Source organism: Pseudomonas sp. St316 (genome assembly GCF_018325905.1).
Lineage (GTDB): Bacteria > Pseudomonadota > Gammaproteobacteria > Pseudomonadales > Pseudomonadaceae > Aquipseudomonas.
The window spans coordinates 2,270,765-2,290,573 of the sequence record NZ_AP021901.1; the positions used below are offsets into that span (position 1 = coordinate 2,270,765).

The following is a 19,809-nucleotide window of genomic DNA, read 5'->3' on the forward strand; positions in this document are numbered from 1 at the left end:
GCCATCGCGAGCAAGCTCGCTCCCACAAGGAAGTTGGGAGCAATTCCTCAGAAATTTCCTACACTCAGTCCACGCCTGCCGCCGTTTGACAGGCCCACGGACGGTTCGCTGTTCTCCCGTATTGGCAGTCTGAACCCATCAGCCGGGTACCCTGACTTGAACTGAAGTCGGTGGCGTTCCGGGCAGACTTCGCCAAGCGGATACAACCTGACCCCGATGAAGCTGCTTTTACGCACAGGCCTGGCGGCGCTGTTGCTGGGCTCATTGAGTGTGGCGCCACAGGCTGGTGCGGCACCCGAGACGTTGCAGGTGCTCGGGCGTTCCCATGCGAGCGACTATTCGGTGTCCCTGGACGAAGCCGATTGGACCTGGCTGCGTCAAAAGGGCACGTTGTTGCTGGGCGCCTCGGCGCCGGATGATCCACCTTTTGGCATCACTGGCAATGGCCGCGACTATGAAGGCCTGACCGCCGACTATGCCCAGTTGCTTGGGCAGTTGCTGCACGTCAGCGTGCAGGTACAGCGTTATCCGTCCCGTGCCGAATCGCTCCAGGCCCTGCGCAGCGGTGAGGTTGACCTGCTCGGCACGGCCAACGGTTTTGAAGCCAGCGACCCGGACCTGGCGATGTCCCAGGCCTATGCCGATGACCTGCCCACCCTCGTAGCCCGCATCGACGACAGCCAGGACTTGCCCACGGATCTGGCGGGCAAACGGGTGGCGATGCTGTATCACTACTTGCCGCCGGAGACGGTCGAGGCGTTTTATCCCGATGCTTCGCTGCAGTTGTTCCCCTCGACCTTGAGCGCCATCGGCGCCGTAGCGTTTGGCCAGGCCGACGTCTATCTGGGGGATTCAATCAGTTCCAATTACCTGATCAGCAAGAATTACCTGAACAATGTTCAACTGGCCGATTTCTCGCGCATGGAAGTGCAGCCGTTCGCCTTTGCCGTCAGCCGCGACAACGTGCGCTTGTTGCGCATCGTCAATGCCGCGTTGCAAGCCATTCCCGCCAGCGAACGCATGAGCATCCTGCGCCGCTGGAGTGCCGGCGGCGCGAGCATGCCGGGTCAGCAGGCGCTACATTTCAGCGTCAATGAGCAGCGCTGGTTGGATGCCCATCCGCGAATCAAGGTGGCAGTCAACGAGAACTTCCTGCCACTGACGTTCTTCGATGAACAGGAGCATTTGCGCGGCATCGGCGCCGATGTGCTGGCCCGGATCAGCTTACGTACCGGTTTGAAATTCGATGTGCAGCGTGGCGGCTCGGTTGACGATTTGATCGGGCAGATCAAGAGTGGCAAGGCCGACGTCCTGGCGACCGCCATACCCAGCACCGAACTCGAAGACGAGTTGCGCTTTACCCGACCGTACCTGACGAACCCGTTCGTGCTGGTGGTGCCTGCTCGGGCCAAGGGCCCGCTGACCCTGGACCAGATGGCTGGCAAGCGCCTGGCGCTGGTGCGTGGCAACGTGTTGCGCGAGTTCCTGCTGGAGCAGTTCCCCCGCGTGCAGTTGGTGACGGCGCAAAACACCGCCGACGCCATGGCCATGGTCGCCGCCGGTACGGCGGACGCGGCGATCAATCCACTGATCAGCGCCCGCTACATGATCTCTCGCCAGTACCGTGACAAGCTGCAGGTCACCAGTACCGTCGGCACCTTGCCCGCGCGCGTTGCGTTGGCCACGAACCGGGGCGCGTTGGAGCTTTATTCGATTCTCGATAAAGCGCTGTTGAGCATTTCTCCCGAAGAGATGGACGAGCTGACCAACCGCTGGCGCAGTGAGGTGGTGATCGACGACAGCTATTGGCTGCGCAACCGCACCACGATTCTCCAGGGGTTCACCGTCGCTGCGCTGCTGTTGCTGGTGACCTTGGGCTGGGTCATTTACTTGCGGCGTCTGCTGGAGCAATTGCGCGTCGCCAAGGAAAGCGCCGACGACGCCAATCGGGCCAAGACCACCTTCGTGGCGACCATGAGCCATGAGATCCGCACGCCGATGAATGCGGTGATTGGCTTGCTGGAACTGGCCCTGAAAAAAGCCGACCAGGGTGTCGTCGATCGGCACGCCATTGAGGTTGCGTCGGGGGCCGCCCATGGCCTGCTGGATCTGATCGGCGACATCCTCGACATTGCCCGCATCGAGTCGGGCCGGCTGTCGCTGGCGCCACAACGGGCCAATTTGTACGAGTTGATCGAGTCGGTTGTGCGGATTTTCGAAGGCCTGGCCCGACAGAAACAGCTGCGTCTGCAACGGGTGCTGGACGCCGAGGTCAACCGTGACGTGTTGATCGACCCGTTGCGCTTCAAGCAGATCGTCTCGAACCTGTTGAGCAACGCCATCAAGTTTACCGACCAGGGCGAGGTGCGCCTGAGTGTGCACGGCGAGCCGGACGTTGAACACGGGCGCCTGGGCATTTGCCTGCGAGTCGAGGACACCGGCTGCGGGATTTCGCCCGATGACCAGCGCCGCCTGTTCAGCCCCTTTACCCAGGCCGGCCATAACGCCCAGTCGGCCCGCAGCGGTTCCGGGCTGGGGTTGGTCATTAGCCGCACGTTATGCGAAATGATGGGCGGCACCCTGACCTTGTGCAGCGTGGTGGGGGAGGGCACGCAGGTCGAGATTCTGCTGGACCTGCCCGTGCTCGACGCCTTGCCGGCAGCGCCATCTGTCGAGGTCGAGGCGCTGGTGCCGGTGCGGGAGCTGAGTATTCTGGTGGTTGACGACTACCCGGCCAATCGCTTGCTGCTGTCCCAGCAACTGGGCTACCTGGGCCATCGTGTCCAGGAGGCGCAGAACGGTGTCGAAGGTCTGCACACCTGGCGCAGCGAACACTTCGATGTGGTCATTACCGACTGCAACATGCCCTTGATGAGCGGCTACGAACTTGCGCGGGCCATTCGCGACGAAGAGCGTGCGCAAAATCTGTCGCCTGGGGTGATCCTGGGATTCACGGCCAATGCCCAGCCTGAGGAAAAGGACCGCTGCGCCGAGGCCGGGATGGACGATTGCTTGTTCAAACCCATCAGTCTTCGGGCGCTCAACGCGTGCCTGGCTTCGGTCACGCCGGATGCGCTGGCGCCCCTGCCCAGCGATAGCATCGACTTGACCAGCCTGGACCAACTGACCGGCGGCGACGTGGCTGCCATCAAGGCACTGCTGGAAGAACTGGTCAGCAGCAATGCCGAAGATGCAGCGCGACTGCAGCACCTGTCCACCCGACAAGACTTGCCGGGCCTTGCGGACCTGGCGCACCGGATCAAGGGCGGGGCGCGGATCATCCAGGCGCAACGCCTGATCGCCGCTTGCGAGGCGCTGGAAAGGGCTTGTCGGGGAGACGACACGTTGCTGCTCGGCGACGCCGTGGAAGATCTTCGCCAAGCCATGGAAAACCTGGCGCAACGACTGGAAACCGATGTGGCGAGGGCGCTGGCTTCCGCTGGGCCGCGAAGCGGACCCTTCTGAATCTTTCCTGCGGAATAAATTCCCTCACTACAAGGGCTTCGTCTGGCTTCATTTTAGGAATAGTCCTACATCGTCTTTCAAACGCTTCCTCTAGCCTGACGGCCCTTAATGTTCTTGAGCCGGTTTCTACCTGGCGCATTGCTATTGGAACGCTTGCCATGCCGAACAAAGCCCTCCGTATCCTGATTGCCGACCCACACCATGCTCATCGAATCGTGCTGGAGCGCCTGTTCAATCAACAGGGCTATTTCCGGATTGTTCCCGTGAGCCATGTGCAGGAGTTGCTGACGCTGGTGGAGTACGGCAGCGAGCCCTTCGACCTGATTGTCGTCAATGCCGGGCTGGCAAGCGGGGCGTTGGACTTGCACGATTTTGTTATCTATAACCCACAGGTTCGTCACGGGATGATTTACAACGCGCAACCGGCCAGTCTGTCGTCGGTGCCGGTCGCGCGCCGATCGAGCATGCACCTGAGCCAGGCGCCACTGCCTGACCTTGCCTCCCTGCGGCGCCTGATGGAGCAGGTCGACCCTCAAGCCAACGAGTCGCCGCAACCGTGGACGCGCGCCCTCAGGCAGGGCCGTGGATGCTGAGAAAGACCGCTGGTCTGCACTGTTGGATCTGACAGGTGTCAGGGTCTGGCGCTTGTGCAAGAGTCCGGTGCAGTCATGGCACCGGTGCCGTTTGTAATGACCTGGGGAATTGCCTTGAAAGACGTGTTGATCGTGGACGACCACCCTGTGATACGAGGGGCGTTGCGGCTTGTTTGCCAGAATGAGGCGTTCACCCACATCAGGGACGCCAGCGGCGTGTCCGATGCCAGGACCCTCATCAAGGAGGCTGCGCCAGACCTGGTGATCCTGGACCTGGTGATGAATGGTTTCGATGGCCTGGACCTGCTGGTCTGGATCATGGCCCAGTTCCCTGAGTGCAGCGTGCTGGTGTTCACCTCCCAGGATGCGCAGCATTTCTGCAACCGCTGCATTTCGGCCGGGGCGCGGGGCTTTGTGACCAAGAAAAGCGATCTCAAGGAACTGACCAAGGCCATCCAGGCCTTGAAGTCCGGTTATGCCTATTTTCCACAGATGTCCGTCAGGCTGGATTTTCAGCAGCGCAGCGAACAGCAGGCGCTGGAAAGCCTCTCCACCCGTGAGTTGTCCATCCTGCGCATGCTGGCCATGGGCATGCGCGGCAAGGACATCGCCGAAAACCTGTTCCTGAGCCCAAAAACCGTCAGCACCTACAAGACTCGCCTGTTGGAAAAACTCGGCTTGCAATCCCTGGTGGGGTTGTCGGAGTTCGCCAAGCGCAATCACCTCTAACTGAACTGCAGCAAAAAATGTGGGAGCGAGCTTGCTCGCGATCGCGGTCTGATAGTCGATGCATCATTGACTAGCAGGGCGCTATCGCGAGCAAGCTCGCTCCTACAGGGTGGTTGATCGTTCTCTGGATAGAACGCTAAGGCCGATTTTTGCCGTCTAGTGCTTCAAGGGTGGCGGTTTTAAGCTGTGTCCATCGAATCGCAGTACCTGATTTTGGAGACACAGCATGAAAAACATCATCGGCCTCTACACCAGCCCACGGCCCCATTGGGTCGGCGATGGCTTCCAGGTTCGCACGCTGTTTTCCTATGACAACCTGGGCAAGCACGTCAGCCCGTTCCTGCTGCTGGACCACGCCGCCCCGACTGAATTCATGCCCACCACCGAGCGTCGTGGCGTCGGCCAGCACCCGCATCGCGGTTTCGAAACCGTGACCATCGTCTACCAGGGCGAACTGGAGCACCGTGATTCCACCGGCAGCGGCGGCAAGATCGGTCCCGGCGATGTGCAATGGATGACCGCCGCGTCCGGCATCATCCATGAAGAGTTCCACTCCGAAGCCTTCGCCCAACAGGGCGGCTTCATGGAGATGGTCCAGCTATGGGTCAACCTGCCCGCCAAGGACAAGATGGCCCCGGCCGGCTACCAGACGATCCTCAAGGGCGACATTCCGAACATCGCCCTGAAAGACAACGCCGGCAGCCTGCGCCTGATCGCCGGGCACTTCGACGGGCATCAAGGCCCCGCCAGGACCTTCACGCCTATCGATGTCTGGGACATTCGCTTGAATGCCGGGAAAAACCTCACCCTTGACCTGCACGAAGGCCACAACACCGCCTTGGTGGTATTGCGAGGCTCGGTCCAGGTCAATGGCCGCGAACGGGTCGAGGCCGGGCAGATGGCCCTGTTCGACCGGGCTGGCGACCAATTGAGCCTGCAAGCCAATAACGATGCCGTGGTACTGCTGCTCAGTGGCGAGCCGATCGACGAACCCATCGTCGGCCATGGTCCGTTCGTGATGAACAGCGAGCAGGAAATTCACCAGGCCTTCAACGATTTCCACTCCGGGCGTTTTGGCCGGATGGATGACTGAGCGCGAAGCGCAACCGTCCTGAACCCCTGTGGGAGCGAGCTTGCTCGCGATAGCGGTAGGACATTCAATGATGGTTGACTGTCAGACCGCTATCGCGAGCAAGCTCGCTCCCACAATGGGGATCTGCGGGGACCTCTACAGCGCGTTCATTCTGTGCCAATCTTCGCCAATCGCCTTCCTGGAGCTGTCCCGATGCTGTCTCTGATCTCTGAGCACCCGTTGCTCTGTGCCCTGGCGCTGCTGGTGCTCGACATACTGATGTGGCATTTGGTCAGTGCGGATCGGATCTATTGGAAAGTCGGCGCAAGGCTGGTGATTTTTTCGTTGTTCAGCGTGCTGCTGTTCAACGAGGGGCTCAACCCCATGGTCCCGGCCCAGTGGGTAGACGATGTGCCGCGGCACCTGGCGGCTACCGGTTTGCAGATTACTTGGTGGCTGTTTGCTGCGCGAACCCTGACGGCGCTGATCGTGGCGGCGATGATCAAACGGGTCGGCCACACCGGGCGGTTGTTGCAGGATTTGCTCGGTGCGGTGATTTTCCTGATTGCGGTCATCGCGGCATTGGCCTATGTACTGGATCTGCCGGTCAAGGGCGTGCTGGCGACGTCCGGTGCGATGGCGATCATCGTCGGCCTGGCCTTGCAGAGCACCCTCAGCGACGTGTTCTCCGGGATCGTGCTCAACACCACCAAGCCCTATCAGCTCGATGACTGGATTTCCATCGACGGTACCGAAGGCCGGGTCACTGACATCGACTGGCGCGCCACGCGCTTGCAGACCGCCCAGGGCAGCATGGCGGTGATTCCCAACTCGTTGGCGGCCAAGGCCAAGGTCATCAACTTCAGCCGACCCAGCGACGTCCATGGCTTGTCCATCAGCATCCAGGTCAGCCCTCACGCGCGGCCACAAACCGTGATCGATGCGTTGGAGCGGGCCATGATCGGCTGTCGTTCCCTGCTCGCCAGCCCGGCATCCAGCGTCGCCCTCAAAAGCAGCGGCAGTGGCGGCGCGGAGTACGAGATCAGCGGGTTTGTCGCCTCCATGGCCCAGAAACGCACGGTACGCAACCAGTTGTTCGACCTGGCGTTCCGGCATTTGCAGGCGTCGGGCGTGAGCCTGCTGTCCACCAGTGAGAGCGCCACGCCCCCGGTGGTGTCGCGGCCCCGGGCGTTGCTGGAAAGCTCGAACATTTTCTCTACCTTGCGTCAGGACGAGAAAGAGACCTTCAGCCAGAACATGACTCTGCAGACCTTCCGCGCGGGCGATGTGATCCTGGCGGCCGGGGAGGTCAGCGATCATCTGTTCATCATCGAGTCCGGGGTGGTCAGCGTGACCCTCATGCGCAACGGCCAGCCACTGGAGGGCGGGCGCATGGGGCCGGGAGAAGTGATTGGCGAAGCCGGGATCGTCGCCGAGCAGGCGGCCCTGGCGAATTTTTCCGCCAAGACCTTCTGCACCCTGTACCGCATCGAGAACAGCTACCTCAAGCCATGCCTGGAGGCCCGTCGCGACATCAACGACGCGATGAAAAACCTGCTGGACGTACGCATGCACCTCGCCCAGAACCTGACCCGCGAAGTCCCCAAGCCCATCGCCAAGAAACGCTTCCTGCAATGGTTGCGCAGCCGGGCCTGAAGCACATTTTGAAATACCCACAGACCTTGTGGCGAGGGAGCAAGCTCCCTCGCCACAAGAGCCGCTAGCCTGCCTTCAGGTGAACCCCCGACATGCGCCCCATTGGCCACCCGAACTTCCCAACAATTGGCTATTTGTACCGCGCCACTGCACGGCTAACGTAGCGCTACACCCAATTGTTCTGGAGTTCACCATGCAACCGCGTATCGATTTCTACACCGCTTCCCCTGACGCTTTCAAAGCCATGCTGGCCCTGGAAACCGCCGTCTCGAAGCTGGGCCTGGAGAAGTCCCTGCTGGAACTGGTCAAGCTGCGCTCTTCGCAAATCAACGGCTGCGCCTTCTGCATCGACATGCACACCGCCGATGCCCGCAAGGACGGCGAGACCGAACGTCGGCTGTACGCGGTGACCGCCTGGCGTGAAGCACCGTTCTTCACCGGCCGTGAGCGCGCCGCGCTGGCCTGGACCGAAGCGCTGACACGCATCAGCGAAACCCACGCCCCGGACGCTGACTACGCGCTGTTGAGCGAGCATTTCAGCCCCAAGGAAATGGTCGACCTGACCGTGGCGATCAACGCCATCAATGGCTGGAACCGCTTGGCAGTGGGCTTTCGCAAGATGCCTGAGGCGTAGTCAGGAGAAAAAACACCTGTGGAAGTAAGCCTGTGGGAGCAAAGCTTGCTCGCGATGACAGTGTGTCAGTCAATGGTGCATGGACTGTTGGACCGCTATCGCGAGCAAGCTTTGCTCCCACCTGAATTTAATCCTCATCTTGAAGCTTCGGATGACAGGCACCGCTATAGGTTTGCTTCAGGTTAATAGGAAGCATGACTATTCGCGCGCCGTTCCCACAGCGCGCCGTTATGCCCCCCAAGCTGCCAGCAGACCCGGCTTTTTCGAGCATTACGAAGAGTTGATCGGCACCTGGACCCGGCGCCTGCGCAATCGGCAGCAGGCCGAGGACCTGGCTCACGGCACCTTCGTGCGGGTGCTTGAGTCCGTGGCGCCGGGGTGAAAAACCTGTTCGATCACCCGTACTACACCCGTTCCAGCGACAACAACTCGGGCATTTACGTCGGCGCACCGCGTACGTTCTTTGTACAGGCGAGTGTGGGATTCTGAGCAAGACCCCTGGCTGAGGTTCACCCTTGCCACAGGGAATCTCCTTTCCACAGAGAGTGGTGCGAGGCCTCAAACCTTCAGCACCTTGCCGCTGACTGCCACCGCCACCAGCGACAGCGCAATCAACCCAAACGCAAAACTCAAGCTGCTGCCATGGGCGACAAAGCCGATCAGCGCCGGGCCGGCGAGGATGCCGGCATAGCCGATGGTGGTAATGGCCGGTACGGCGATGGCTTCAGGCATCAGGGTCTGTTTGCCGACGGCGGTGTACAGCACCGGCACGATGTTCGAACACCCGGCCCCCACCAACGCATAACCCAACAGCGCCGCTTGCCACATCGGCGCGAGGGTCGCCAGCAGGAACCCGGCCGCCGCAATCGCGCCACCGTAAATGATCACGCGTTTGGCCCCCAGGCGATGCACCACTGAATCCCCCGTCAGGCGGCCGACGGTCATGGTCAGCGCGAAGGCGGCATAACCCAGCCCGGCATAGGCGGTATCCACCGCGCGTTCGGTGGTCAGGAACACGGCGCTCCAGTCCAGCACCGCGCCTTCGGCCAGGAACACGATGAAACACAGGATGCCGATAAACAGCACCACGCCATGGGGAATGGCAAACGCCGGGCCCGAGCTTTCACTGCCGTAGGGCAGCAGGTGCGGCGCGGCTTTGAACAGCGCCACCAGTAGCACACCATTGACCACCAGCGTCGCCCCCAGCGGCGAAAGCCCCAGGCCCAGCAGCGCACTCACGCCGGCCGCGCCGATGATCCCGCCGAGGCTGAACATGCCGTGGAAGCCCGACATCATGGTTTTGCCACTGGCTCGCTCGACGATCACCGCTTGCAGGTTTACGGTCGAGTCCACGGTGCCGAGCCCGGCGCCAAACAGGAACAAGGCGGCCACCAGCCAGGGCAGGGAGGTCATCGTCGCCAGTAAAGGCAACGCCAGGCAGATCAGAATCGTGCCGCCGCTAAGCACCCGCCGGCAGCCGAACCGTGCCGCCAGCGCGCCGGAAATCGGCATCGCCAGGATCGACCCGACCCCCAGGCACAACAGCAGCAACCCGAGGGTGCCTTCATCCAGGTTCGCCCGCACCTTGGCGTAAGGCACCAGCGGCGCCCAGGCGGCGATGCCGATGCCGGCGATGAGATAGGCGATGCGGGTGGACATCTGCTCCAGGCGTCCGGGGATAAAAGTGGGCGGGGGCGTAATGGCAGTCATGAAACGTCCTTGGCTGTCGTGCGGTGTGGGGCGGCGGGCAGGGGGCTATGCTTGCATATCCACTGACCGCACCGCGACCCCAAGGTGCCGGCCAAAGCACAGGCTTTGCTCCCGCAGCCTGTACCGGCATAAAGTACCGGCCCTTGCTGGCTGGTTTCGAGTCTGGTCCATGACACAGTTTTATGATGCGCGCGGCAATATCTATGGCGTCGTTTCACCGCAACAGGTGCGTGACCACGGTATCGACCTGCCCTTGTCAGCCGCCCCCGCGGCACGGAGGCGCGAGTCCTGGACCACGGCCACCGTGCATGCCTTTTGCAGTTGGGCGCCGGACGAAGCTCCGCCGGACGCCAAGGCCCATCGCAGTGACGGCCTGCTGATCGGCCCGTTCCAGAGCGAACCGCCTTTTGATCTGTTGATCGTCAACACCGACGGCACCCTGGCCGAGCGCAGCGGCAATGGCCTGACGATTTTCTCCCAGGCCTTGCAAGCGCAGGGCTTGATGCCGGGCGCGGGTGAGTGTGTGCTGCAGGTTCATCACGATAAACCCGACGGTTTGTCACCGCTGCAAACCTCGGTTCGCGCCGCTGAATTCGAAGGGGCCCAAGGCTTCTGGCTGGACCTGGGAAAACCGCTGTTCGGGCCCCAGGCTGTCGGCGCCCATGAGGTCGAGAGCGTGCTGTTCAACCAATGCGATGTCAGCCGCGTGGCGGCGCTTGGGCGGTTGAACCCGGCATGGGGCAGCAGCCAGTTCGTGAACATCGGCAACCCGCATTGCGTGACGCTGGTGGACACTGCCGAGGCGTTGCCAAGCAATGGGCAGATGCGTGCTGCGGCGCTCTCGCAAAGCCTGACCCAAATTGCTTATGCGCCGCCCGGCGGGGCCGGTGTTCCGTGCCCGAGGGGGGTGAACCTACAATGGGCCTGGCGCGAAGCCGAAGGGCGAATCGCGGCCCGGGTGTTTGAGCGGGGCGAGGGGCCCACGGCTTCCTCGGGCACCAGCGCCAGCGCCGTGGCCAGTGCCGCGTGGCGGGTGGGTTGGGTGAAGGCGGGGCCCGTGAGCGTGGCGATGCCCGGCGGTACGGCGCCGATTTTGTTGGAGGAAGAGGCTGGCGAGTTGGTGCGGGTCAGGTTGTTTGGGACGGCGCGGTCTGTGCCCTAGCGTTTTCTGGAGGTTTTGTGGCGTGGCTGATGCCGCCATCGCGAGCAAGCTCGCTCCCACAGGGGAATCAGCCTGGCTGCTGCGCAAACTCGACCACCGGCATCTCCCACATTGATCTTCAGTGAGTACCAAATCTGTGTACGACACATATCCACTGTGGGAGCGAGCTTGCTCGCGATAGCGGCGGGTCAGTTACATCCATATCAACGGGTAGACCTCAATCGCGAGCAAGCCCGCTCCCACAGGGGAATCAGCCTGGCTGCTGCGCAAACTCGACCACCGGCATCTCCCACATTCGATCTTCAGTGAGTACAAAATCTGTGTATGACACATATCCACTGTGGGAGCGAGCTTGCTCGCGATAGCGGCGGGTCAGTTACATCCATATCAACGGGTAGACCGCCATCGCGAGCAGGCTCGCTCCCACAGGGCAATCAGCCTGGCTGCTGCGCAAACTCGACCACCGGCATCTCCCACATTCGATCTTCAGTGAGTACAAAATCTGTGTACGACACATATCCACTGTGGGAGCGAGCTTGCTCGCGATAGCGGCGGGTCAGTCACATCCATATCAACGGGTAGACCGCCATCGCGAGCAGGCTCGCTCCCAGAGGGGAATCATTCTGGCTGCGGCCCGAACTCGACCACCGGCATCTGCCGCTTCATCAGCACTTTACCGTTGCGAATCGAATAGAGCGGCAAGCCCTGGCTGCGGATCACTTCGTAGTCGCTGTCCGCCGACAGGATCAGCAGGTTCGCCGGGCGCCCGGGTTCCAGGCCGTAGCGCTCGCCCAGGGCCATGGCCTTGGCGCTGTTGTCGGTGACCAGGTCGAGGGCGCTTTGCAGGTTGCGGTAGCCGAGCATGTGGCAGATATGCAGCCCGGCTTCCAGTACCCGCAGGATATTGCCGTTGCCCAGTGGGTACCACGGGTCGACGATGGAGTCCTGGCCGAAGCACACGTTCATCCCGGCCTCGAGCAGCTCATTGACCCGGGTGACGCCGCGGCGTTTGGGGAAGGTATCGAAGCGCCCTTGCAGGTGAATGCTTTCGGTCGGGCAAGAGACAAAGCTGATGCCCGAGTGCCCGAGCAGGCGGAACAGTTTGGCGCAGTAGGCGTTGTCGTAGGAGCCCATGGCCGTGGTGTGGCTGGCGGTGACGCGCGCGCCCATGTCGCGGCTGCGGGCTTCCTCGGCGAGCACTTCGAGGAAACGTGAGTGCGGGTCATCGGTTTCGTCGCAATGCACATCCACCAGGCAGCCGGTGCGCTCGGCCAGGTCCATGAGGAACTTCACTGAGCTGACGCCTTGGTCGCGGGTGTACTCGAAGTGGGGAATGCCGCCCACCACGTCGGCGCCCATGCGGATGGCTTCTTCCATCAGCTCGCGGCCGTTGCGGTAGGACTCGATGCCTTCCTGGGGAAACGCGACGATTTGCATGTCGATCAGGTGACGGCTTTCCTCGCGCACTTGCAGCATCGCCTTGAGGGCCGTGAGCTCCGGATCGGTCACGTCGACGTGGGTGCGCACATGCTGGATACCGTGGGCGGCGAGGGCCTGGATGGTTTTCTTGGCGCGGGTCTTGGTGTCTTCCTCGGTGATGGTGGCCTTGCGTTCGCCCCAGCACTCGATGCCTTCGAACAGCGTGCCGCTCATGTTCCAGCGCGGCTCGCCGGCGGTGAGGGTCGCGTCCAGGTGAATGTGCGGTTCGACGAAGGGCGGGACCACCAGGTTGCCACCGGCATCGAGGTCTTCCGGGCCGAGGCTGGGTGCCTCGGTCTGGCGGGCGATGTTGGCGATCAGGCCGTTTTCCAGGTGCAGTTCATGCAAGCCTTCACGGTTACGCAGACGGGCGTTGATGATGTGCATCAGGCGAATCCTTTAGAGGTCTTGTAGGGGCGCATCAGCGGTGCGAGTACCCATTACGCTGATCAATAGCACATACGTTAGCGCGCCGGCAGCGATTCCTACCAGTGGCGCGACCCATGGCGAATTGAACGCCGCGACGGTGCCAACCCCATAGGCCAACAGCCCGGGCCAGTTGAACGCCGGCAGTTGCGCCTCGGCCAGGCGCGGATAACGACCACGCCAGCGGAAGAAGAAATCGGCCATGATCACCCCGCCGATGGGTGGGATCACCGTGCCCAGCAGGATCAGGTACGGCACCAGCATGTCGTACATGCCCAGCAGCGCCAGCAGCGTGCCGATCACCGCGCCGCCCAGGGTCACGGTTTTGCGCCGGCGGGTGCGCAGCAGGTTGCAACCGGCCACGGCGAAGTTGTAGATGGTGTTGTCCTGGGTGCTCCAGATGTTGAGCAGCAACATGGCCATCGCCGCCATGGCGAAGCCCTGCAGCAGCAACACTTCGACCACGTCCGGTTGTTGATAGACGATGGCCCCGTAGGCGCCGATCAGCACCATCAGGCCGTTACCCAGGAAGAAGCCGATCAGGCTCGCCAGCACCGCGACCTTCGCCGAGCGGGAGAACCGCGTCCAGTTGGTCGCCTGGGTCGCGCCGCTGACGAAGGTGCCGAAAACCAACGTGATGGCGGTGGACACGTCGAGGCTGCCCGTCGGCACCACCGCCAACAAGCCCTCGAAGCCGCCGACCTTCACCGTCGCGACCCACATCGACAGCATCAGCAGCAACATCATGGCCGGCACGGCGAGGTACGAGAGGATTTCCAGCCCGCGATAACCGACATAGGCCGTGGCACAGAACCCCAGGCCGAACAGCACCATCAACCCGAGTACGGTGCCCTCGCTCAACTCGAAATACTTGCCCAGCACCACCGCGGCGGTCGCCGTGCCCCAGGCGTACCAGCCGATCTGGGTGAACCCCAGGATCAGGTCACTGAGCTTGCTGCCCACCTCGCCGAAACAGAAACGGCCCATCAGCACCGAATTGAGCCCACTCTTGAAGGCGATATAGCCCAGGCCTGCGGCGTAGAGGCCCAGCAGCAGATTGCCGATGACGATGACCGTGAGCATCTCGGCAAAACCGAACGCCACTCCCAGCTTGCCGCCGGCAAACATGGTGGCGGTGAAAAAGGTGAAACCCAGCAGCACCATGGCTGTGGAGGCCAGGCCCTTGCGAGCGTGCATCGGGACTTCGCTCAAGGGATAGTCATTGCCCGGATCGTTCTGAGTCATGTGGCGGTCCTTGCGGATGAGGGATGTCGCAAGCGTGCAGCGGCCGTGCCAAGCGAGTGATCGCGAGGTTATTTATAGACAATCCTGGGGATTGGGTGGGCGAAGGAGGGCGAAAGCGGTGCAGCGGTGGTTCAAGTTGGAACACAGCTCTCATTGCCCATGAAAGCGCATTCTGTGGGAGCGAGCTTGCTCGCGATAGCGTCGGGTCAGTTTTATCGATGTCTACGGACAGGCCGCTATCGCGAGCAAGCTCGCTCCCACAAGGGATACGGTTTCTTCAGGTCAAGAACCGCAACACCGCCGCGACGACAGCCTCCGGCGCATCTTCCTGGACCAGGTGCCCGGCGTTCGGAACCGGGTGGAACTGCGCGCCGGGAATCAGCTTGTGCAAGGCCCGGCCACGCTCGATGGGGATCCACTGGTCATCCTCGCCCCAAAGAATCTGCGTCGGGCAGCGCACGCTGGGATACAGGTCCTGGGCCTCGCGGGTGTAACACTCGTCCATCTGCGCAATCTGCCGATAGAACGCCGCCTGGCCCGTTTCACCCAGCCACGGCTGTACATAAGGTGCCAGCTCTGCGTCCGGAATATCGCGCTTGATCGCGCCGCGGATATAGGCCGGCACGATGACTTGCTGGATGTAGTCGGGCAGGCCGCTGAACGCCGCTTCATGCTGACGCACATGCTGGACAAAGGGTGAGCCCCAGGGCGAGAGAGCCACCGGGTCGATCAGGGTCAGGCTGCGGTAGTCCTTGCCATTGAGCAGGTGCGTGCGCAGGGCCGTGGCGCCGCCAAAGTCATGGGCCACCACGTCCGGGCAATCCAGGCGCCAATGCTCCAGCAGTTGTGCGAGCAACGGGTTCTGCACGCCGAGGGACACATCGGCATCCGGTTGCGCGGACTGGCCATACCCCAGCAGGTCGAAGTAATGCACCGTGTGGGTGGCGAAGAACAGCGGGGCGATGCGGTGCCACACGTAGGAAGAGAAGGGTGTGCCGTGGACAAACACCAGCGGTGGGCCGTCGCCGTGGATGGCGTAGCGGATGGGGTGTCCGTTGTAGTCGTATGTTTGATCCAGCGGCCAGTCGGTCATGCTCGATGCTCCCCTGAAAATGGCTCAGGGAATCATAGGCCAATGCAGGCGGGTCAGGGAAAGCACAGTGGGGCAGCTAGGTCTTGTGGGAGCAAGGCTTGCCCGCGATGCAGGCGCCTCGGTTCCAAAGGAACTGTGTCATCTTCATCGCGAGCAAGCTTTGCTTCCACAGGCGACTCCCACCGGTTTTATTCGCCGTGGTAGATGCAACCGCTGGTGCAGGTCTCGTGGATGCGGATGGCGCTGAGTTCCGGCAGCAATGGCTTCAATTCATTCCAGATCCACTTGGCCAGGACTTCGCTGGTGGGATTTTCCAGGCCAGGGATGTCGTTGAGGTAGTTGTGGTCCAGGCGCTCGTAGAGCGGCTTGAAGATCGCCTTGATCTCCGAAAAGTCGCGAATCCAGCCCGTGTGCGGATCGATGTCGCCGCTCAGGTGGATCGCCACCTTGAACGAGTGGCCGTGCAGGCGGCCGCACTTGTGGCCGTCCGGCACGTGGGGCAGGCGGTGGGCGGATTCGAAGGTAAACTCTTTGAAAATTTCCACAGGTTCGGGCTCTTTAGATAGCGGTCGCAAGGCAGGCGGCGCAGTTTATCAGTTTGATAACGGCGTTGCGCGACCGTGCTGACTAAAGGGTCAGCAAACGCTCGCCCAGCCCGCCGTTGGCCGTCAGCTCCAGGAACTCATCACCGAGCCGGCGGCTCTCGTCCATCGCCGTGCGCCAGTACTGGCGGCGGCTCGGGTCATCGCCCATGAAACGCTTGAAGTCGTTGCGGTCCGGCAGTTTGCCGTAGGGCAGGCGCGCCAGGTATTCACGGGACGGTGCCAGCAACAGCACGTCTTGCAGGCGGTCGACGTTGCCCCGGCGCCACGGCAGGCCCTTGTCGAACCAGCCGGGAATGACCCGGTCGGTGAAGTGCGGGTACAGCACGATGTCCTCGCCGCTGTACGGCAGGTCGAGGTGGTAGTCCAGCAGGCCGCCGTCGCGGTAGGTGCCAGCCCCGGCGCCCGGCAGGTCGCGCACGCCTTCCATGACCATCGGGATCGAGCCCGAGGCCAGCAGGGCCTGGCGCAGGTTGCCGGTGGCCAGCGCAATGAAGCGCGACGGAAAGTCATTCAAAGGATGCAGGGGCGGGGCCAGGCGCGGGTCATGGATGATCAGCCGTTCGAAATGTCGCGACAACCGTGCCCGACCTCGCAGGTTGTCGGCGATCACCGACGACAACCCCAGGCCCAGCCGGCCGCGATGATCCTGGGCCAGCAGGCCGTGGCTCTTGACCACCATGATGTTGAGCCGGTACTGCGGGTTGTCGAGGATCGAAGCGTCGCGGCCGTCGAGCAAGTCATCGAGCATGCGTTGCGAGCTCTGGCTGACCCCGGCCATGGTCACGCCTTTGGCGAAGCTTTGTTCGTTGTACAAGGTGCCCAGGCGCCGGATTCCCTCGGCGGCGTCCGGCAGGCAGGCGCTGGCGAAGCGCCAGGCACCCACCGAGGCCCCGATCAGCGAGCGCTCCCGGGGCGCGGACGGCAGCCATTGGCCGAACAGCGCCAGGTCCAGCCCCTGGATGCCCAAGGCCTTGGGGCCGCCGGCGGCGCCCGGCAGGATGCCGACATCGGCGGCGTTCAAGCCGGCCTGGCGAATCCGCTCGAACGCACGGGGGCCGGCCTTGAGGGTGAGGGCGGGAAACTTGATGTGGATGGCGGTCATACCAGTCTCGGGCTTTGAGCAAGCAAAGGATTATAACGATACAACCCCCACAGGAGGGGCGACACCTTGATCTGGGTTCCATGATGGCCATTCAGTTTCAGTTAAGTTCACCCCGATACAGTCCCCCCGATGAAGATTATAAAAAGGAGACAACCCATGAACCGCCTGACTGCCTTTTTCATCGCAACCCTCATGGCTCTCGGTACGAGCCTGGCTCACGCCCGAGACTTGAACGCGGACGAAGCCCGCAAACTGCAAGACGCTGGTACCATCCTGTCCTTTGAAAAACTCAACGCCGCTGCCCTGGCCGAGCACCCTGGTGCCACCTTGACCGATACCGAGCTGGAGGAAGAGTACGGCAAGTACATTTACCAGGTGGATCTGCGCGATACGAAGGGCATTGAGTGGGATCTGGAATTGGACGCCACCAACGGCAAGGTGCTCAAGAATCATCAGGATACGTAATGAAGCTTAATCTGCGCGCCCATAGTCGATGGGCGCTGGTGCTCCTGGCGTTTTGTTCGCTGGCCGTGGCCCGGGACCTGGATCAGGACGAGGCCCTGCAACTGCGTCAGCAGGGTGTGATCTTGCCGTTGGAGCAACTGCTGCAACAGGCGCTGGACCTGCACCCCGGCGCCAAACTGCTGGAAGCCGAGTTGGAGGAGAAACACGGCGTCTATATTTATGAGGTCGAGCTGCTGGACACTGACGGCGTCGTGCGCGAATTGGATCTGGAAGCCGCGACCGGCCGCTTGCTCAAAGATAAGGAAGACTGATGCGCCTGCTTCTGGTGGAAGATCACGTACCCCTGGCCGACGAACTGATGGCCGGGCTTGCACGACAGGGTTACGCCGTCGACTGGCTCGCCGACGGTCGCGACGCGGTGTACCAGGGCAGCAGCGAGCCCTACGACCTGATCATCCTCGACCTCGGGCTGCCGGGTGTGCCGGGGCTCGAGGTGCTCGCCCAATGGCGTGCCGGTGGCCTGAGCACGCCGGTGCTGATCCTCACCGCACGCGGGTCCTGGGCCGAGCGCATCGAAGGCCTCAAGGCCGGGGCCGACGATTACCTGACCAAACCGTTTCATCCTGAGGAGCTGCAGTTGCGGATCCAGGCGTTGCTGCGCCGCTCCCACGGCCAGGTCAACCAGCCGACGCTGAAGTCGGCCGGGTTGCACCTGGATGAGAGTCGTCAGTGCGTGGTCCGCGACGGCACCGACATCCAGCTCACGGCGGCCGAGTTCCGCCTGTTGCGCTATTTCATGCTGCATCCCGAGCAGATCCTTTCCAAAAGCCACCTCGCCGAACACCTGTATGACGGTGAGACCGAGCGCGATTCCAACGTGCTGGAAGTCCACGTCAATCACCTGCGCCGCAAACTGGGGCGCAGCGTGATCGAGACTCGTCGCGGCCAGGGTTACCTGTTCGGCGGGCAGGCGCAGTGAGATCCATCCAGCGGCGCCTGAGCCTGGGGCTGATCGGTGTGATGGTGGTGGTCGGCCTGGTCCTGGCGCAGACCAGCCTGTGGCTGTTCGAGCTGGGCTTGCAGCGTTACCTGGAAGCCGGGTTGCGCAACGACAGCGAAAACCTGCTGGTGGCCCTGGTGCGCGGCCCGCAGGGTTTGCAGCTGGACGAACGACGTTTGTCGCCGGCCTATCAACGGCCGTTTTCCGGGCATTATTTCCGCATCGATTTTGCCGATGCGCACTGGCGCTCCCGTTCCCTGTGGGACCAGGAACTGCCCCGGCTCGACCATCCGGGCTTGCACAGTAACTTGCAACTGGGCCCTGAGGGCCAAAAGCTGCTGATGCTGCGTACTGACTATCGGCGGCTGGGCCAGGCGATTTCCATCAGCGTGGCCCAGGATTACACCCCCGTGCGTGACAGCTTCCGCCGGATGCAACAGGTCGGCCTCGGGCTCGGGTTGGCGGGGCTGTTGCTGATTCTGTTATTGCAACGCATCACCGTGCGCCGCGCCTTGCGTCCACTGGACCGGGCCCGGGAGCAGATTGCCCAGTTGCAGCGCGGGCAGCGTTCGCAACTCGACGAACAGGTGCCGCGGGAACTGGAGCCGCTGGTAACGCAAATCAACCATCTGTTGGCCCACACCGAAGACAGCCTCAAGCGTTCGCGCAACGCCTTGGGCAACCTCGGCCATGCCTTGAAGACCCCGCTGGCGGTGCTGCAAAGCCTGGCGTCGAACGAGAAGCTCGACCCGTATCCCGAATTGCGCAAGTTGTTGCTCGATCAATTGGAGCAGGTCCGCCAGCGCCTGAACCGGGAACTCAACCGCGCCCGCCTGTCCGGCGATGCCTTGCCCGGTGCGCACCTGGACTGCGACGCCGAGCTGCCGGGATTGTTGGCCACACTGAACATGATCCATGGCGAACACCTGCACCTGAGCTACGTCGCCCCGCCAGGCTTGCACCTGCCCTGGGACCGTGAAGATTTGTTGGAACTGCTGGGCAACCTGCTGGACAACGCCTGCAAATGGGCCGACGCCGAGGTGCGCCTGACCATGATCGAAACGGCCGAGGGATTCAGCCTGGCCGTGGAGGACGATGGCCCGGGCATTCCAGCGGACCGCCGCGACCAGGTGTTCAGCCGGGGCACGCGGCTGGACGAGCAGACCGATGGACACGGCCTGGGCCTGGGCATCGTGCGGGACATCGTCGACACCTGGGGCGGCCTGCTGGCGCTGGACGACAGTGAGTGGGGTGGGTTGAAGGTGGTGATCGAACTGCCCCGGCGCTGATGCCTGCGCTAACCCTTTATCGCCGGACCACAGATCCTTCGTCTGACTTGAATCCCTGTGGGAGCGAGCTTGCTCGCGATGGCG

At 62.5% G+C, this 19,809-nt stretch carries 17 protein-coding genes and 2 pseudogenes; 13 read left to right on the forward strand and 6 right to left on the reverse strand.

Going from position 1 to position 19,809, the window contains the following annotated elements:
* The first annotated feature begins 216 nt into the window (after positions 1-216).
* The 8 genes and pseudogenes from KI237_RS10225 to KI237_RS10260 form a co-directional block, all read left to right on the forward strand.
* Positions 217-3,465 (forward strand): transporter substrate-binding domain-containing protein, encoded by a 3,249-nt coding sequence (locus KI237_RS10225; RefSeq protein WP_212799714.1) that lies wholly within the window; start codon positions 217-219, stop codon positions 3,463-3,465.
* Positions 3,466-3,623: 158 nt separating this feature from the next.
* Positions 3,624-4,058, forward strand: a complete 435-nt coding sequence (locus KI237_RS10230) for a response regulator (RefSeq protein WP_212799715.1) — start codon at positions 3,624-3,626, stop codon at positions 4,056-4,058.
* A 114-nt stretch (positions 4,059-4,172) separates the two neighbouring features.
* The gene (locus KI237_RS10235) at positions 4,173-4,787 is read left to right on the forward strand and encodes a response regulator (protein WP_502937108.1); all 615 of its coding nucleotides are present in this window, start codon (positions 4,173-4,175) and stop codon (positions 4,785-4,787) included.
* Positions 4,788-5,013: 226 nt separating this feature from the next.
* On the forward strand, positions 5,014-5,880 hold the full coding sequence (locus KI237_RS10240) for a pirin family protein (protein ID WP_212799716.1): 867 nt from the start codon (positions 5,014-5,016) through the stop codon (positions 5,878-5,880).
* 192 nt (positions 5,881-6,072) lie between these two features.
* Complete coding sequence (locus tag KI237_RS10245) at positions 6,073-7,515, forward strand: mechanosensitive ion channel family protein (protein WP_212799717.1); 1,443 nt, start codon at positions 6,073-6,075, stop codon at positions 7,513-7,515.
* 193 nt (positions 7,516-7,708) lie between these two features.
* Positions 7,709-8,149 carry a carboxymuconolactone decarboxylase family protein gene (locus KI237_RS10250; protein ID WP_212799718.1) on the forward strand — a complete coding sequence of 147 codons (441 nt, stop codon included), beginning with the start codon at positions 7,709-7,711 and terminating at the stop codon, positions 8,147-8,149.
* Positions 8,150-8,429: 280 nt separating this feature from the next.
* Positions 8,430-8,522 (forward strand): annotated as a pseudogene (locus tag KI237_RS30935) (RNA polymerase subunit sigma-24); the annotation flags it as partial.
* Positions 8,519-8,638 (forward strand): annotated as a pseudogene (locus KI237_RS10260) (hypothetical protein); the annotation flags it as partial. The pseudogenes KI237_RS30935 and KI237_RS10260, both read left to right, overlap by 4 nt.
* A gap of 69 nt (positions 8,639-8,707) precedes the next feature.
* On the opposite strand, the gene KI237_RS10265 reads toward KI237_RS10260, so the two are convergent.
* A complete protein-coding gene (locus tag KI237_RS10265; RefSeq protein ID WP_212799720.1) occupies positions 8,708-9,859 on the reverse strand; it encodes an MFS transporter in 1,152 nt (383 codons plus the stop codon).
* A 169-nt stretch (positions 9,860-10,028) separates the two neighbouring features.
* Between KI237_RS10265 and KI237_RS10270 the strand changes: the two genes are divergently transcribed.
* Complete coding sequence (locus tag KI237_RS10270) at positions 10,029-11,021, forward strand: diaminopimelate epimerase (RefSeq protein ID WP_212799721.1); 993 nt, start codon at positions 10,029-10,031, stop codon at positions 11,019-11,021.
* A gap of 618 nt (positions 11,022-11,639) precedes the next feature.
* Here the strand turns inward: KI237_RS10270 and codA are convergent.
* The 5 genes from codA to KI237_RS10295 all read right to left on the reverse strand — a co-directional run bounded on the left by codA (position 11,640) and on the right by KI237_RS10295 (position 16,971).
* A complete protein-coding gene (gene codA, locus KI237_RS10275; protein WP_212799722.1) occupies positions 11,640-12,887 on the reverse strand; it encodes a cytosine deaminase in 1,248 nt (415 codons plus the stop codon).
* Between the two features lie 12 nt (positions 12,888-12,899).
* Positions 12,900-14,171, reverse strand: coding sequence for a cytosine permease (gene codB / locus KI237_RS10280; RefSeq protein ID WP_212799723.1), 1,272 nt, complete (start codon positions 14,169-14,171; stop codon positions 12,900-12,902).
* Between the two features lie 277 nt (positions 14,172-14,448).
* Positions 14,449-15,264 carry an alpha/beta fold hydrolase gene (locus KI237_RS10285; RefSeq protein WP_212799724.1) on the reverse strand — a complete coding sequence of 272 codons (816 nt, stop codon included), beginning with the start codon at positions 15,262-15,264 and terminating at the stop codon, positions 14,449-14,451.
* A gap of 188 nt (positions 15,265-15,452) precedes the next feature.
* Positions 15,453-15,809: a 6-carboxytetrahydropterin synthase QueD gene (gene queD / locus KI237_RS10290; protein WP_003203918.1), complete on the reverse strand. Its 357-nt coding sequence runs from the start codon at positions 15,807-15,809 to the stop codon at positions 15,453-15,455.
* A gap of 82 nt (positions 15,810-15,891) precedes the next feature.
* Complete coding sequence (locus KI237_RS10295; protein ID WP_212799725.1) at positions 15,892-16,971, reverse strand: patatin-like phospholipase family protein; 1,080 nt, start codon at positions 16,969-16,971, stop codon at positions 15,892-15,894.
* A 156-nt stretch (positions 16,972-17,127) separates the two neighbouring features.
* On the opposite strand from KI237_RS10295, the gene KI237_RS10300 reads away from it, so the two are divergent.
* Genes KI237_RS10300 through KI237_RS10315 form a run of 4 tightly spaced genes read left to right on the forward strand, consistent with a single transcriptional unit; the run spans position 17,128 to position 19,725 of the window.
* A complete protein-coding gene (locus KI237_RS10300) occupies positions 17,128-17,436 on the forward strand; it encodes a PepSY domain-containing protein (RefSeq protein ID WP_212799726.1) in 309 nt (102 codons plus the stop codon).
* Positions 17,436-17,747 (forward strand): PepSY domain-containing protein, encoded by a 312-nt coding sequence (locus KI237_RS10305; protein WP_212799727.1) that lies wholly within the window; start codon positions 17,436-17,438, stop codon positions 17,745-17,747. The genes KI237_RS10300 and KI237_RS10305 overlap by 1 nt, the downstream gene beginning before the upstream one ends.
* Positions 17,747-18,415: a response regulator transcription factor gene (locus KI237_RS10310; protein ID WP_063320294.1), complete on the forward strand. Its 669-nt coding sequence runs from the start codon at positions 17,747-17,749 to the stop codon at positions 18,413-18,415. Before KI237_RS10305 ends, KI237_RS10310 begins: the two co-directional genes overlap by 1 nt.
* Positions 18,412-19,725, forward strand: coding sequence for a sensor histidine kinase (locus KI237_RS10315; RefSeq protein ID WP_212799728.1), 1,314 nt, complete (start codon positions 18,412-18,414; stop codon positions 19,723-19,725). Before KI237_RS10310 ends, KI237_RS10315 begins: the two co-directional genes overlap by 4 nt.
* Positions 19,726-19,809: the final 84 nt, after the last annotated feature.

What these genes read in the sequence shown, in the direction of transcription:
- KI237_RS10250 (WP_212799718.1), top strand. Translation starts at nt 7,709, where the DNA reads ATGCAACCGCGTATCGATTTCTACACCGCTTCCCCTGACGCTTTCAAA.
- KI237_RS10310 (WP_063320294.1), top strand. Translation starts at nt 17,747, where the DNA reads ATGCGCCTGCTTCTGGTGGAAGATCACGTACCCCTGGCCGACGAACTG.
- codB (WP_212799723.1), bottom strand. Translation starts at nt 14,171, where the DNA reads ATGACTCAGAACGATCCGGGCAATGACTATCCCTTGAGCGAAGTCCCG.
- KI237_RS10265 (WP_212799720.1), bottom strand. Translation starts at nt 9,859, where the DNA reads ATGACTGCCATTACGCCCCCGCCCACTTTTATCCCCGGACGCCTGGAG.
- KI237_RS10230 (WP_212799715.1), top strand. Translation starts at nt 3,624, where the DNA reads ATGCCGAACAAAGCCCTCCGTATCCTGATTGCCGACCCACACCATGCT.
- KI237_RS10270 (WP_212799721.1), top strand. Translation starts at nt 10,029, where the DNA reads ATGACACAGTTTTATGATGCGCGCGGCAATATCTATGGCGTCGTTTCA.
- KI237_RS10245 (WP_212799717.1), top strand. Translation starts at nt 6,073, where the DNA reads ATGCTGTCTCTGATCTCTGAGCACCCGTTGCTCTGTGCCCTGGCGCTG.
- KI237_RS10300 (WP_212799726.1), top strand. Translation starts at nt 17,128, where the DNA reads ATGAACCGCCTGACTGCCTTTTTCATCGCAACCCTCATGGCTCTCGGT.
- KI237_RS10240 (WP_212799716.1), top strand. Translation starts at nt 5,014, where the DNA reads ATGAAAAACATCATCGGCCTCTACACCAGCCCACGGCCCCATTGGGTC.
- KI237_RS10225 (WP_212799714.1), top strand. Translation starts at nt 217, where the DNA reads ATGAAGCTGCTTTTACGCACAGGCCTGGCGGCGCTGTTGCTGGGCTCA.
- KI237_RS10285 (WP_212799724.1), bottom strand. Translation starts at nt 15,264, where the DNA reads ATGACCGACTGGCCGCTGGATCAAACATACGACTACAACGGACACCCC.
- KI237_RS10295 (WP_212799725.1), bottom strand. Translation starts at nt 16,971, where the DNA reads ATGACCGCCATCCACATCAAGTTTCCCGCCCTCACCCTCAAGGCCGGC.
- codA (WP_212799722.1), bottom strand. Translation starts at nt 12,887, where the DNA reads ATGCACATCATCAACGCCCGTCTGCGTAACCGTGAAGGCTTGCATGAA.
- KI237_RS10305 (WP_212799727.1), top strand. Translation starts at nt 17,436, where the DNA reads ATGAAGCTTAATCTGCGCGCCCATAGTCGATGGGCGCTGGTGCTCCTG.